General features: G+C 70.8%; 11 protein-coding genes. 5 read left to right on the forward strand and 6 right to left on the reverse strand.

Features of this window, described 5'->3' with window-relative positions:
* Nucleotides 1–20: 20 nt before the first annotated feature.
* Nucleotides 21–716 carry a response regulator gene (locus GTY47_RS09620; protein ID WP_010034943.1) on the reverse strand — a complete coding sequence of 232 codons (696 nt, stop codon included), beginning with the start codon at nucleotides 714–716 and terminating at the stop codon, nucleotides 21–23.
* A 161-nt stretch (nucleotides 717–877) separates the two neighbouring features.
* Between GTY47_RS09620 and GTY47_RS09625 the strand changes: the two genes are divergently transcribed.
* Genes GTY47_RS09625 through GTY47_RS09635 form a run of 3 tightly spaced genes read left to right on the forward strand, consistent with a single transcriptional unit; the run spans nucleotide 878 to nucleotide 3,662 of the window.
* Nucleotides 878–1,693 carry an ABC transporter ATP-binding protein gene (locus tag GTY47_RS09625; protein ID WP_029180829.1) on the forward strand — a complete coding sequence of 272 codons (816 nt, stop codon included), beginning with the start codon at nucleotides 878–880 and terminating at the stop codon, nucleotides 1,691–1,693.
* A complete protein-coding gene (locus GTY47_RS09630) occupies nucleotides 1,683–2,546 on the forward strand; it encodes an ABC transporter permease (RefSeq protein WP_010034948.1) in 864 nt (287 codons plus the stop codon). Before GTY47_RS09625 ends, GTY47_RS09630 begins: the two co-directional genes overlap by 11 nt.
* Before the next feature lie 54 nt (nucleotides 2,547–2,600).
* The gene (locus tag GTY47_RS09635; RefSeq protein ID WP_010034951.1) at nucleotides 2,601–3,662 is read left to right on the forward strand and encodes an ABC transporter substrate-binding protein; all 1,062 of its coding nucleotides are present in this window, start codon (nucleotides 2,601–2,603) and stop codon (nucleotides 3,660–3,662) included.
* A gap of 29 nt (nucleotides 3,663–3,691) precedes the next feature.
* Here GTY47_RS09635 and GTY47_RS09640 read toward each other — a convergent pair whose 3' ends face one another.
* From GTY47_RS09640 to GTY47_RS09655, 4 genes are all read right to left on the reverse strand, one after another.
* A complete protein-coding gene (locus tag GTY47_RS09640; RefSeq protein WP_010034954.1) occupies nucleotides 3,692–4,372 on the reverse strand; it encodes a response regulator in 681 nt (226 codons plus the stop codon).
* Complete coding sequence (locus tag GTY47_RS09645) at nucleotides 4,372–6,042, reverse strand: sensor histidine kinase (protein ID WP_010034956.1); 1,671 nt, start codon at nucleotides 6,040–6,042, stop codon at nucleotides 4,372–4,374. Before GTY47_RS09645 ends, GTY47_RS09640 begins: the two co-directional genes overlap by 1 nt.
* 103 nt (nucleotides 6,043–6,145) lie before the next feature.
* Nucleotides 6,146–7,090 carry a sucrase ferredoxin gene (locus GTY47_RS09650; protein ID WP_029180830.1) on the reverse strand — a complete coding sequence of 315 codons (945 nt, stop codon included), beginning with the start codon at nucleotides 7,088–7,090 and terminating at the stop codon, nucleotides 6,146–6,148.
* 53 nt (nucleotides 7,091–7,143) lie between these two features.
* Nucleotides 7,144–8,403, reverse strand: coding sequence for a citrate synthase (locus tag GTY47_RS09655; protein ID WP_010034959.1), 1,260 nt, complete (start codon nucleotides 8,401–8,403; stop codon nucleotides 7,144–7,146).
* Between the two features lie 110 nt (nucleotides 8,404–8,513).
* Here GTY47_RS09655 and GTY47_RS09660 point away from each other — a divergent pair, with 110 nt between their 5' ends.
* Both GTY47_RS09660 and GTY47_RS09665 read left to right on the forward strand, forming a co-directional pair.
* Nucleotides 8,514–9,674, forward strand: a complete 1,161-nt coding sequence (locus GTY47_RS09660) for a citrate synthase (RefSeq protein WP_010034960.1) — start codon at nucleotides 8,514–8,516, stop codon at nucleotides 9,672–9,674.
* A 201-nt stretch (nucleotides 9,675–9,875) separates the two neighbouring features.
* Nucleotides 9,876–10,934 (forward strand): GTP-binding protein, encoded by a 1,059-nt coding sequence (locus GTY47_RS09665; protein WP_010034962.1) that lies wholly within the window; start codon nucleotides 9,876–9,878, stop codon nucleotides 10,932–10,934.
* 19 nt (nucleotides 10,935–10,953) lie between these two features.
* Here the strand turns inward: GTY47_RS09665 and GTY47_RS09670 are convergent, their stop codons facing one another.
* A complete protein-coding gene (locus GTY47_RS09670) occupies nucleotides 10,954–13,410 on the reverse strand; it encodes a DNA topoisomerase IV subunit A (protein WP_010034965.1) in 2,457 nt (818 codons plus the stop codon).
* Nucleotides 13,411–13,698 lie beyond the last annotated feature (288 nt).

Raw genomic sequence — 13,698 nt, forward strand, 5'->3', positions numbered from 1 at the left:
GTGCCTGTGCGGCCCTGGGACTACGGCGCCACCCATGCGTAGCGGTGCTCAGGCCGGCCCGTGTCGCCGTACTTGAGGGAGAGGCGCAGGCGGCCGGACTGCTCCAGGCGGCGCAGGTAGCGCTGGGCGGTGGAGCGGCTCAGACCGGTCTCGGCGGCGACCTCGTGGGCGGAGAGGGGGTGGTCGGCGCGGTGCAGGACGCGGCAGATCAGTTCCGTCGTCGGCTCCGAGTGGCCGCTCGGCAGGCCGGGCGACGCGAGGGCCGGGGTGGTGCGCAGGGCGCTGAAGATCCGGTCGACCTGTTCCTGGACGGCGACGCCGCGGCCGCCACCGACCCGCTCGACGGTGCGACGCAGGGCGGCGTAGGACTCCAGGCGGGTGTGCAACGCGGCGAAAGTGAACGGTTTGACCAGGTAGTGCAGGGCGCCCAGGCGCATGGCGGCCTGGATGGTCGCCACGTCTCCGGCCGCGGTGATCATGATGACGTCGGCGCCGTGCCCCTGTTCCCGCATGCGGTGGACGAGTTCGAGGCCTGTCCCGTCGGGGAGATAGTGGTCCAGCAGGACCAGATCGATCCCTCCGCGCTGCACGGCCGCCAGAGCCTGGGCAGCGTTGTGCGCGCGGGCCGCCACCCGGAAGCCGGGAACCCTTCCCACGTACTTGGCGTTGATCTCGGCGACACGGAAGTCGTCGTCCACGACCAGGACGTCAATCATCGGGCCTCTTTCCCTCAAGGCCATGCGGGCGTCAAGCCCTTGTTTCGGCTACGTTTTTGTATCCCGCGCAAAACGAGCACAACAGGCTCTTGCGAGCAAAAGAACGGTATGCGCTCACAAGACTGATGCCGTCGGCCGAGCCGGACCTACCGTCCCCGGCCATGAGCGCAGACACCAGCCCCGCCATTGAGCTGCGGGGCGCGAGCAAGACGTTCAGGACCCCGTCGGGAGGCCTGCACACGGCCGTCCGGGACCTGGATCTCACGGTCGGCCGTGGAGAGTTCGTCGCGGTCGTCGGCCCCACGGGCTGCGGCAAGTCGACCACGTTGACTCTGGTCAGCGGCCTGGAGGAGCCCACCGAGGGTGAGGTGCTGGTCGCCGGGGAGCCGGTGCTCGGCGTCGGCGACAAGGTCGGCTTCGTCTTTCAGCAGGACGCCACCTTCCCCTGGCGCACGGTGCTGTCCAATGTGATGGCGGGACCGCGTTTCCGTGGCGTGTCCAAGGCGGAGGCGAAGCGGAAGGCGCGCGACTGGCTGGCCCGGGTCGGCCTCGAGGCCTTCGAGGACCGCTACCCGCACCAGCTCTCCGGCGGACAGCGCAAACGCGTCGCGCTCGCCGCGACCTTCGTCAACGACCCAGAGATCCTGCTCATGGACGAGCCGTTCTCGGCACTCGACGTGCAGACCAGGGCGCTGATGTCGGACGAGCTGCTCGAACTGTGGGAAGGCACCCGCGCCTCGGTCGTCTTCGTCACGCACGACCTGGAGGAGTCCATCGCGCTGGCCGACAAAGTCGTCGTGATGACCGCCGGGCCCGCGACCGTCAAGCAGGTCTTCACCATCGACCTGCCGCGGCCCCGCAAGGTCGAGGCGGTGCGCCTGGAGCCGCGGTTCATAGAGATCTACCGCGAGATCTGGGAGTCCCTCGGTGAAGAGGTGCGCATCACCCGCGAGAGGGGTGCCGCCCATGTCGCCTGAGCTCATCAGCACACCGGTCGTGGAGACGGCCAAGGCGCCGGACCGCGCCCACTCGCGTGCCCGCGCCGCACACAGGCGGAAAGTCCTGATCAACCTCGTCCGGGCGCTGCTGCTGGTCGGAGTCCTCGGACTGTGGGAGGCGCTGTCCCGGGCCAAGGTCATCGACCCGTTCAACTTCTCCATGCCCTCGCAGATCTGGGACCAGATCTCGACCTGGGTCATGCACGGGACCGCGCTCGGCTCCCTGGGCGAGCAGATCTGGTACACGCTTTACGAGGCGCTGCTCGGCTGGGTCCTCGGTGTGGTCACGGGTGTCGTGCTCGGCATCGCGCTGGGGCGGATCACATTGCTCGCCGATGTTCTTGGTCCATACATCAAGGTGCTCAACTCGATTCCCCGGATCGTCCTCGCGCCGATCTTCGTGATCTGGTTCGGGCTCGGCCCGGCCTCCAAGGTCGCCTCGGCCGTCGTCCTGGTCTTCTTCCCGGTGTTCTTCAACGCCTTCCAAGGCGCCCGCGAGGTGGACCGGAACCTCGTCTCCAACGCCCGGATCCTGGGCGCGAGCGACCGTCGGGTGACCCTGCAGGTGGTCATCCCGTCCGCCACATCCTGGATCTTCACCAGCCTCCACGTCAGCTTCGGCTTCGCCCTCATCGGCGCCATCGTCGGCGAGTACATCGGCGCCACCAAGGGCATCGGCCTGCTCGTCGCGCAGTCCCAGGGCACCTTCAACGCGGCCGGGGTGTACGCGGCGATGGTCATCCTCGCCGTCGTCGCGCTCCTCGCCGAAGGGCTGCTCACCTTCGCCGAGCGCCGCATCTTCCGCTGGAAGCCCGCGGACTCCGAGCGCTGACACCCACCTCCGGAAGCCCCCTCTCCTCCCCCCGTCACAAGGACGTGAACCGCCATGCGCACCAACGCCCGATACGCCGCCCTGGCCGCCGCCGGCCTGCTCGCCCTCTCCTCGCTCACCGCCTGTGCCAACGACGCCGCCAGTTCGGCGTCGACCGGCTCCGGCAGCGGAGGCGGCGGCAAGGGCGAGCAGGTCAAGATCATGGTCGGTGGCCTGGACAAGGTCATCTACCTGCCCGCCATGCTCACCCAGCGGCTCGGCTACTTCGACGCCGAGGGACTCGACGTGCAGTTGCTGAGCGAGCCCGCCGGCGTCCAGGCCGAGACTGCGCTGGTCTCCGGCCAGGTCCAGGGCGCCGTCGGCTTCTACGACCACACCCTCGACCTGCAGACCAAGGGCAAGCACGTCGAGTCGGTCGTGCAGTTCTCGCGCGCCCCGGGCGAGGTCGAGATCGTCTCCACCAAAGCGGCGGGCGACATCACCTCGCCCAAGGACTTCAAGGGGAGGAAGCTCGGCATCACCGGCCTCGGTTCCTCGACCGACTTCCTCACCAAGTACCTCGCCGTCAAGAACGGCGTGAACGTCAGCGACTTCACGCCCGTCGCCGTCGGTGCCGGCCCGACGTTCATCTCAGCGCTCCAGAAGGGCTCGATCGACGGCGGTATGACGACCGATCCGACGGTGGCGCAGGTCCTGGACAAGAAGGCAGGCAGGATCCTTCTCGACATGCGGACGCCGCAGGGGTCCCAGGAGGCGCTCGGTGGTCCCTATCCGTCGTCAAGTCTGTACATGCAGACGGACTGGGTGAACAGCCACAAGGCCACCGTCCAGAAGCTGGTCAACGCATTCGTCAAGACGCTCACGTGGATGTCCACCCACAGCGCGTCCCAGATCGCCGACAAGATGCCGGCCGACTACTCGCAGGGCGACAAGGCTCTCTACGCACAGGCGATCAAGAGCACGCTGCCGATGTTCACCAAGGACGGCGTGATGCCCGCGGGCGGTCCCGAGACGGTCGAGAAGGTGCTCAAGGCGTTCAACCCCAACATCAAGAACGCCAAGGTCGACCTGAGTCAGACCTACACGACGGAGTTCGCGAAGAAGGCCACGGGCTGACAGCCGAAACGGCCTCGGGCTGACAGGCCCTAGGCGCGGGTCGCCCACACGTAACGGTGTTCCGGGCGGCCCGCGTCGCCGTATTTCAGGGTCAGCCGGGCCCGTCCCGTGCGCTCCAGGAGCTTCAGATAGCGCTGGGCGGTCTGGCGGCTCACCCCGGTCCGTTCGGCGATCTCCTGGGCGGACAGGGGCCCGTCGGCGTTCATCAGGGACTGACGGACCAGCTCGGCGGTGGTGGGGGAGTGCCCCTTGGGCAGGTCCGGCTCGGACGGGGTCGACAGTGCTCCGAAGATGCGGTCCACCTCGGCCTGTTCCGCCTCGCCGCCGCCGTCCAGGGTGCGGCGCAACTCCGCGTACGCCTCCAGCTTGGCGCGCAGACCGGCGAAGGCGAACGGTTTGACCAGGTACTGCAAAGCGCCGTGCCGCATCGCCGCCTGCACGGTGGACACGTCCCGGGCCGCCGTCACCATGATCACGTCGGTCTGGTGGCCGCGCCGCCGCATCTCCTGGACGACCGCGAGCCCCGTCTCGTCGGGCAGGTAGTGGTCCATGAGCACCAGATCGAGCCGGGGCAGCGTCTCCAGCTGACGCAGCGCGTCCGCGGCGCTGTGGGCCTCGCCCGCGACATGGAAGCCCGGCACCTTCTCGACGTAGGCGGCGTTGACCCGCGCGACCCTTGTGTCGTCGTCCACGACCAGGACCTCGATCATCACGACCCCTCCTCGGCGGTCTGCGGAGCTGACGGCACGGTCAGGGCCGGTTCCGGGCCCGGCTCGGCCAGCGCCTCGGGCAGGACGACGGTGAACTCCGCACCCCCGCCATGAGCGTCGCCGACGGTCGCGCTGCCCCCCTGCCGCTCGGCGAGCCTGCGCACCAGGGAGAGGCCGATGCCCCGCTCGCGGTGCGCGGGTGGCTTCTTCGTGGACCATCCCTCGGTGAAGATCAACTCCTGGTGCTCCGGCGGGATTCCCGGGCCCGTGTCGCGCACCCGGAGGATCGCCGTACGGCCCTCGGCGCGCAGTTCGACCTCCACGCGCGCGTGCGGCTTGCCCGCGACGGCGTCGAGTGCGTTGTCCACCAGGTTGCCGACGACGGTGACGAGCCCCTGGGGATCGATCAGCCGGTCGGGCAGCCGGGTCCGGTCCGAGACCCACAGGGCGACGCCCCGCTCGGCCGCGACGGTCGCCTTGCCGACCAGCAGGGCCGCGAGCAGCGGGTCCTCGATGCGTTCCGTGACCTGTTCCGCGGTGGCCCGGTGGTCGCCGACCACTTCGCCGACGAACTCGACGGCGTCGTCGTACATCTCCAGTTCGAGCAGCCCCAGGAGCGTGTGCATGCGGTTGGCGTGTTCGTGGTCCTGGGCGCGCAGGGCGTCGATCAGGCCGCGGGTGGAGTCGAGCTCGCGGCCCAGCTGCTCCAGCTCGGTGCGGTCGCGCAGGGTGGCCACGGCGCCCCCGTCGTCCGTGGGCATACGGTTGGCGACCAGCACCCGCTGGCCCCGCACGGTGAGCAGGTCCGTGCCGGTCACGCGCCCGGCCAGCACGTCGGCCGTGCGGCCCGCGCCTAGCGCATCGTCGGGGGAGCGGCCCACCACCGCGTCCCCGATGCCGAGCAGGCGCTGCGCCTCGTCGTTGACGAGACGGATGCGACCGGTGCGGTCCAGGGCGACGACGCCCTCCCGGATGCCGTGCAGCATCGCCTCACGTTCCGACAGGAGCGACGCGATGTCCGAGAAGGCCAGGTCCCTGGTCTGCCGGTGGACCCGCCGGGAGATGAGCCACGCGGCCAGCGCGCCGACGGCCAGGGCACCTCCGGCGTACGCCAGCAGCCCCGGGATCGCGTGGATCAGCCGGGCCCGGACGCTGTCGTAGGCGATGCCGACCGAGACGGCGCCGACGACCGTGCCGTCGGTGTCGCGCAGCGGCACCTTGCCGCGGGCGGAGCGGCCCAGGGTGCCGCTGTCGATCTCCATGACCTCCTTGCCGGCCAGGGCCTGCCCTGGGTCGGTCGAGACGATGCCGCCGATCTGCTTCGGGTCGGTGTGCGACCAGCGCACGCCCCGCCAGTCCATCACCACGACGTACTCGGCCTTGGTGGCCTTCCGGATCCGCTCCGCCTCCTGCTGCACCGGACCGTTCGGTGAGGGAGGCGTGTCCCTCACCTCCCTCGCGAGGCCCGGCTGCTGCGCGGTGGTCTGCGCGATGGCGAGGGCGCGGCGCATCGCCTGGTCGTCCAGCTGGTTGCTCAGGGGGGCGAGGAACAGTCCGGTGGCGAGGACCGCGACTCCCGCGGCGATCGCCACCTGCATCAGCAGCACCTGCGAGAACACCCGCCGGGGCAGGCCGAGGCGCAGGCGGCGTGCGGGGGGAGTGGGGCTCATACCCAAGAAGGTACGTGGGGCCGCCTACGTGCCGTAACGGGTGTGGCGTGGATCTCTTGATCAATGCTTGAGGAGGCGGTCCGGACCGCGGTCGGCGGACCGGTCAGCTGGCGAGTGCCGCCGTCACCCTCACCTCGTGCACCGCCACCACTTCCATCCGCGCGGGCGAACCGAGGACTGCTGCTCCGCAGCTCTCCGGCCGGGGCGGCAGGGCCGCGCCCTGGGCCACCTCGACCCGCCAGCGGCGCCCGTCGGCGTGGGCGACGGTCACCTCCCAGCGCGGGGCGGCGCCGGCGGTCCGTACGACGCTCAGCGCCTCCGCGGCGTACTCGCCGGTCCTGGCGCGCACGGCGAGCTCGGCCGCCTGGCCGGGCCGTTCCCAGGCGGAGCTGCCCCGGCACCCCTCCACGACGATCCGGCCCTCCCGCGCGCCGTGCAGGACCTCCTTGAGGGTGTGCGCCTCGGCCCGGCCGTACGCGTATCCGTACGGCAGCACCAGCACCGTCGGGGAGAAGCGGTGACCACCCAGATGGGTGACCTCCCAGACGCCCTCGACCCCGGACGTGGCGAGTTCGGCCGCGAGAGGGCGGCCGAGGAGCGCGCAGCAGCGGTCGCGCTTGCCGTTGGTGCAGACCAGGGCGAGCGGATCGCCGTCGTGGGGCCGTCCGCCGAGCACCGTGTCGAAGGTGCCGTGGTCGCCCCGGCCGAGTGCGGCGAAGTCGAGACCCAGGAGCTGCCCGGGGTCCGAGGTCGTGGCGCCGTGCAGCCACACGTTTCCCGGAACGGTGTGGGCCGCGTACACCCGGCGGGTGGCGGGCATCCGGCGGTCCGCGTGGCGACCGGGGCGGCGGATGAGCACGATCCGCACGCCCGTGTCCTTCGCGGCCGCCTCCAGGGCACGGCCCAGCGCGGGGTCCAGGTGGCTCGAAGTGAGCGCCTTGGCACCCCACGGACCGGGCTGTTCCAGCAACAGCCAGGTCCTCGCGGTGGCCGCGGTTCCCGAAACGGGCTCGTCGGAGTCACGGGAGACGCTTGAGCACGTACTCACAGAGGTGAGCCTAACCTGAGTTGGGCCGCGGCTCATTTCCGGCCCGCCCCTGCCTACTCCGGCAGTGGCTGTGGCGGCTTCGGACCCGTGTAGAGACCGCTCGGGCGCATGCGCAGCGGGCGCTCGCCGTACTCCTCCAGGGCGTGGGCGATCCAGCCCGCCGTGCGAGCCACCGCGAAGATCGTCTCGCCCGCGGTCGGGGGCATGCCGCAGGACGTGGTGAGCACGGCGAGCGCCAGGTCGACGTTGGCGTGCAGCGGGGCGTGGCGGGCGGTGGTCTCGACGATGTCCCGGGCCGCGAGGAGGGCGGGTTCCGCGCGCGGGATCTGCTCCAGGAGGGCGAACAGGGCACGCGCGCGTGGATCCTCGCCCGGGTAGAGCCGGTGGCCGAGCCCCGGGATACGGCGGCCGGCGCGCAGTTCGTCCGCGATCACCGGCGCCGCGTCGCCCTGGTCGAGCACGTCCTGGAGCAGCCGGTGCGCGAGCCCGCTGGCCGCGCCGTGCAGCGGGCCCTCGATCACGCCGAGTCCCGCGGAGACCGCCGCGTAGGCGTGGGCACGGGCCGACGCGGCGACGCGCACCGCGAGCGTGGAGGCGGCCAGGTCGTGGTCGACGAGGAGGGCGAGGGCGGCGTCCAGGGCACGCAGGGACGCCTCGTCGGGGTCCTTGTGCGGTGACAGCCGCGTCCACAGGCGGTGGGCCAGGGGGCCCTCGTCCCGGCGGTCGCGCCACGCCGGAGGCAGGGCGGAGACCAGCGTGGGAATGAGGGTGCGCGCGGTGCCGAGCACGGCGTCCTCGGAGAGGTCGAAGCGCAGCGGGTCGGCGGTCGCGGCGGCGATCGTCGCGACGCGCAGCAAGTCCGTGGGCGTGGCGTGTTCGGGCAGCGCGTCGACGGCGCGGCGGGCCACGGCGACCGGGGCGGCCGGTGCGGTGAACGTGTTGCCCGGCCGCATCCGGCCGGTCCACAGCCACTCGGCGACCTCCTCGTAGGTGTGCCGGGTGGCCAGGTCGACCGCGTCGACACCGCGGTAGTAGTAGCGGTCGCTCTCGATGAGCGTGATGCGGGTCCGTACGGACAACTCACCCCCGGAGGGTGAACTCCCCGCGCTCTCCCGCCTGTTGCGCCGGGCGAGCGCCTCGACCTCCCCGGCGTCGAAGGTGCTGCCCCGGCCACCGGTCACCCGTCGGCTGCTGAGCTGACCGCGGCTCACGTACGCGTACACGGTCTCCGGCTTCACGCCGAGCAGCTCGGCGGCCTCCTTGGTGCTCAGCCGCCGTTCCGCGTCGAGGGGGGCGAATTCTTGATCGCGCATGGGGGTCACCGTATCCGTCTAGCGGACCATCGACTGATGTATTGATTCAATCAATATTGACACAAGTAGAGTCAACCATGGACAGTCAAATCAAGTCCAGGGAGGAAGACATGTCCGTCAACAGGTCCGCAGCCGCTCTCATCGATGCACCACGGGGACTCGCCGGTGTCGTCGTCACCGACACCCGGATCGGTGACGTCCGTGGCGTCGAGGGCTTCTACCACTACCGGCAGTACTCCGCCGTCGACCTCGCGCGGACCCGCGCCTTCGAGGACGTCTGGCACCTGCTCGTGCACGGCGAACTGCCGGACGCCGGGCAGAGCGCGGCCTTCGCCGCGGAGACCGCGGCGCTGCGGCGGCTGCCCGACGAGGTGCGAGCGGCCCTGCCGGCCATCGCGGCCGCCGGCGGGCGCTCCGGCCCGCTCGCCGGGATGCGCACGGCGCTGTCGCTGCTGGGCGCGGCCAAGGGCTTCCGGCCCGTGTACGACATCGAAGCCGGCCGGCGTCGGCAGGACACCATCGAGGCGACCGCGGCCGTACCCACGCTGCTCACCGCGCTGCACCGACTGGGGAAAGGGCTCGAGCCGGTGGAGCCGCGCGAGGACCTGTCGTACGCGGCCAACTACCTGTACATGCTGACCGGTTCGGTGCCGACCGAGCAGCACGCACGGGCGATCGAGCAATACCTGATTTCAACCATTGATCATGGATTCAACGCGTCAACATTCACGGCGCGGGTCATCGCGTCGACGGGTGCGGACGTGGCGGCGTGCCTCGCCGGTGCGGTGGCGGCGCTGTCGGGGCCGCTGCACGGGGGTGCGCCCAGTCGTGCGCTGGACACCCTGGACGCGATCGGCAGCCCGGACCGTATCGACTCCTGGGTCCGGCAGCGGGTGCTCGCCGGTGAGCGCATCATGGGCTTCGGGCACGCGATCTACCGCACGGAGGACCCGCGGTCGCGGATGCTGCGCGAGGTCGCCCAGGGGTTCGGCGGTCCGCGGGTGGACTTCGCCGTGGAGGTCGAACGGCACGTCGAGGCGATCCTGGCGGAGCTGAAGCCCGGCCGTGAGCTCCACACCAACGTCGAGTACTACGCGGGCGTGGTCATGGAACTCTGCGGCCTGCCCCGCGAGATGTTCACACCGACCTTCGCCGCCGCGCGTGTGGTGGGCTGGAGCGCCAACATCCTGGAACAGGCGGAGGACACGAAGATCATCAGGCCGGTGGCGCGTTATGTGGGACCGGAGGCGCCCGCACCCGTGCCTGCCTGAGGGCCCGTCGACGCCCCATGTCACCACGGGCTGGGGTGTTCCGCGCCCTGCGCACATGCCCAACACCTGCCTGCGAGTGCTGCTGACGATCGTTCACCTCGCCGTGATTCCCACGGCTCGTATCCTGGGGCGGCATCCCATCCTCGTACGTGTGCCGGGAACGCGAGCCGGTGCACGCGTCGGCGTGAGAGAGGTCGCACGGTGAGCCTGCCGAGCCCGAAACCGCAGCAGATCCCGGTCGTCGTCCTGGCCGGATTCCTCGGCTCGGGAAAGACCACACTGCTCAACCACCTCCTCCACCGCAGCGGCGGCAGCCGTATCGGCGCCATCGTCAACGACTTCGGGGCCATCGAGATCGACGCGATGGCCGTGGCGGGAGCACTCGGCGACTCGACGGTCTCGCTCGGCAACGGGTGTCTGTGCTGTGCCGTCGACGCGAGCGAGCTGGACCAGTACCTGGAACGGCTCGCGGAACCCTCCCTCGGCATCGACGTCATCGTCATCGAGGCCAGCGGGCTGGCCGAGCCGCAGGAACTCGTGCGGATGGTGCTCGCCAGCGAGCACCCGGGAATCGTGTACGGCGGTCTGGTCGAGGTCGTCGACGCCGCCGAGTTCGACGACACCCGGTCCAGGCATCCGGAGATCGACCGGCACCTCGCGCTGGCCGATCTCGTCGTGGTCAACAAGCTCGACCGGGCGGCCGACGGCGAACGCGTCCTCGGGCTGGTCGGCTCCCTCGTCGACCGCGCCGCCGTCGTCCCGGCCTCCTACGGCCGGATCGACCCCGAGTTCCTCTTCGACTGCCGGCCGAGCGAGGAACGCATCGGGCAGCTGTCCTTCGACGACCTGCACGAGCACGGCGCGGACGACCACGCCGGGCACCTGCACAGCGCCTACGACAGCCTGTCGTTCGTGTCGGAGGAGCCCCTCGACCCGCGCCGGCTGATGGAGTTCCTCGACAGCCGGCCCGAAGGGCTGTACCGGATCAAGGGCTACGTCGACTTCGGGCCGTACGACGTCCGCAACCGCTACGCCGTCCACGCCGTCGGGCGGTTCCTGCGCTTCTACCCGGAGCCCTGGCCGGCCGGCGGCGAACGCCTGACCCAGCTGGTCCTCATCGGCTCCGGCATCGACGTCCCCGCCCTCGACAAGGCACTCGGCGCGTGCAGGAGCGACGCCCCACACGCCGACGAGTACGGCATGTGGGGCGTCCTGAGGTACGTACGGAACCCGGAGGAGGACCTGGCCGAGCCTGCCTGAGCCCCTCCGGCACAGGGCTCTAGACCGGCCCCGCCACCACCGCCACCGTCTTCGCCAGGGACACGCCCGAGCCGTCACGCCGCGGGTCCATCTCCGGGAGGTCGGCCGGGGTGCCGTTCTTCTGCGCCGCGAGCGCCGGGGCCGGGCCCGCCCAGGCCAGGGACAGGCAGTCCTCGCCCTTCAGGAACCGCTGGCAGCGGACGCCGCCGGTGGCGCGACCCTTGCGCGGGTACTGGTCGAACGGGGTCATCTTGGCCGTCGTCTGCACGGAGTCGTCCAGCGTGCCCCGCGAGCCGGCGACGGTGAAGACCACGGCGTCCACGGCCGGGTCCACCGCGGTGAACGAGATGACCTTCGCGCCCTCGGAGAGCTTGATGCCGGCCACGCCGCCGGCCGGGCGGCCCTGCGGCCGGACCTGGGACGCCTGGAAGCGCAGCAGCTGGGCGTCGTCGGTGATGAAGACCAGGTCCTCCTCGCCGGTGCGCAGCTCGACGGCGCCGATGATCCGGTCACCCTCCTTGAGGGTGATCACCTCCAGCTCCTCCTTGTTGGACGGATAGTCCGGCACCACCCGCTTGACCACGCCCTGTTCCGTGCCGAGCGCCAGGCCCGGCGACGACTCGTCGAGCGTCGTCAGGCAGACCACCGTCTCGTCGTCCTCCAGGGAGACGAACTCCGCCAGCGGGGCGCCTCCCGCGAGGTTCGGGGTCGCCATCGACTCCGGGAGCTGGGGCAGGTCGATCACGTTCAGCCGCAGCAGCCGGCCGGCCGAGGTGACGGCGCCCACCTCGCCACGCGCGGTGGCAGGTACCGCCGAGATGATCACGTCGTGCTTGACGCGCTTGGCGCCGGCGTCCTCGGCGAACGGCTCGCCGTTCGCCGTACGGGCCAGCAGACCCGTCGAGGACAGCAGCACCCGGCACGGGTCGTCGGCCACCTGGAGCGGCACGGTGGCCACCGGGGCACCGCCCGACTCCAGCAGAACCGTACGCCGGTCGGTGCCGAACTTCTTGGCGACGGTGGCCAGTTCGGTGGAGACCAGCTTGCGCAGCTCCGTGTCCGAGTCGAGGATCCGGGTCAGCTCCTCGATCTCCGCGTTGAGCCGGTCCTTCTCCGTCTCCAGCTCGATGCGGTCGTACTTGGTCAGGCGGCGCAGCGGCGTGTCGAGGATGTACTGCGTCTGCACCTCGCTCAGCGAGAACTGCTCCATCAGGCGCTGCTTCGCCTGCGCGGAGTTCTCGCTGGAGCGGATGAGGCGGATGACCTCGTCGATGTCCAGCAGGGCCGTCAGCAGACCCTCGACCAGATGCAGCCGGTCACGCTTCTTGCCGCGGCGGAACTCCGAGCGCCGCCGCACGACGTCGAAGCGGTGGTCGAGATAGACCTCCAGCAGCTCCTTCAGCCCCAGCGTGAGCGGCTGGCCGTCGACCAGGGCGACGTTGTTGATGCCGAAGGACTCCTCCATCGGCGTCAGCTTGTACAGCTGCTCCAGGACCGCCTCCGGCACGAAGCCGTTCTTGATCTCGATGACCAGGCGCAGACCGTGCTCGCGGTCGGTGAGGTCCTTGACGTCGGCGATGCCCTGGAGCTTCTTCGAGCCCACCAGGTCCTTGATCTTGGCGATCACCTTCTCCGGGCCCACCGTGAAGGGCAGCTCGGTGACCACGAGGCCCTTGCGGCGGGCCGTCACGTTGTCGACGGACACCGTCGCCCGGATCTTGAACGTGCCGCGGCCCGTCTCGTACGCGTCCCGGATGCCGGACAGGCCGACGATGCGGCCGCCGGTGGGCAGGTCGGGGCCCGGGACGTGCTTCATCAGGGCGTCGAGATCGGCGTTCGGGTACCTGATCAGGTGGCGGGCTGCGGCGATCACCTCGCGCAGGTTGTGCGGCGGCATGTTCGTGGCCATACCGACCGCGATGCCCGAGGCGCCGTTGACCAGGAGGTTCGGGAAGGCGGCAGGCAGCGCCACCGGCTCCTGCTCCTGGCCGTCGTAGTTCGGGTTGAAGTCGACGGTGTCCTCGTCGATCGACTCCGTCATCAGGCTCGTCGCCTCGGCCATCCGGCACTCGGTGTACCGCATGGCCGCCGGCGGGTCGTCGTTGCCCAGCGAGCCGAAGTTGCCGTGGCCGTCGACCAGGGGGACGCGCATCGAGAAGGGCTGGGCCATGCGCACGAGGGCGTCGTAGATCGACGAGTCGCCGTGCGGGTGCAGCTTGCCCATCACCTCGCCGACGACGCGGGCGCACTTGACGTACCCGCGCTCGGGGCGCAGGCCCATCTCGTTCATCTGGTAGACGATGCGGCGGTGCACCGGCTTGAGGCCGTCGCGCGCGTCGGGCAGGGCGCGGGAGTAGATGACCGAGTACGCGTACTCGAGGAAGGAGCCCTGCATCTCGTCGACGACGTCGATGTCGAGGATTCTCTCCTCGTACGAGTCGTCGGGCGGCGGGGTCTTCGTGCTGCGGCGGGCCATCGCTGCCGGCTCCTTGCTGAAGCGTTGAACGAGATCTGACGCCGACCATTGTGGACCGCCGCACTGACAACCGGGACCAGGACCCGGTCCACGGCCTCACCGGCAGGGGTTCGGCCCCGTCCCGCGGGTGCCGCTCGCCGGGCCGGTGCGGCGGACGGGGACGCTGTCGGGGGACTGCCGCGGGCCGGCCGGTCCGAGGTCTTTCGCCGGTCGTTCGCCGGCCCCGGGCCAGGCGCGCCGTCACCACCGCACACCGCCTGCGGACGCTTCCCGCTCTCGCTCTCCGCG

The organism is Streptomyces sp. SID5464, assembly GCF_009862985.1.
In the GTDB taxonomy this organism is placed as follows: Bacteria; Actinomycetota; Actinomycetes; order Streptomycetales; family Streptomycetaceae; genus Streptomyces; species Streptomyces chartreusis_D.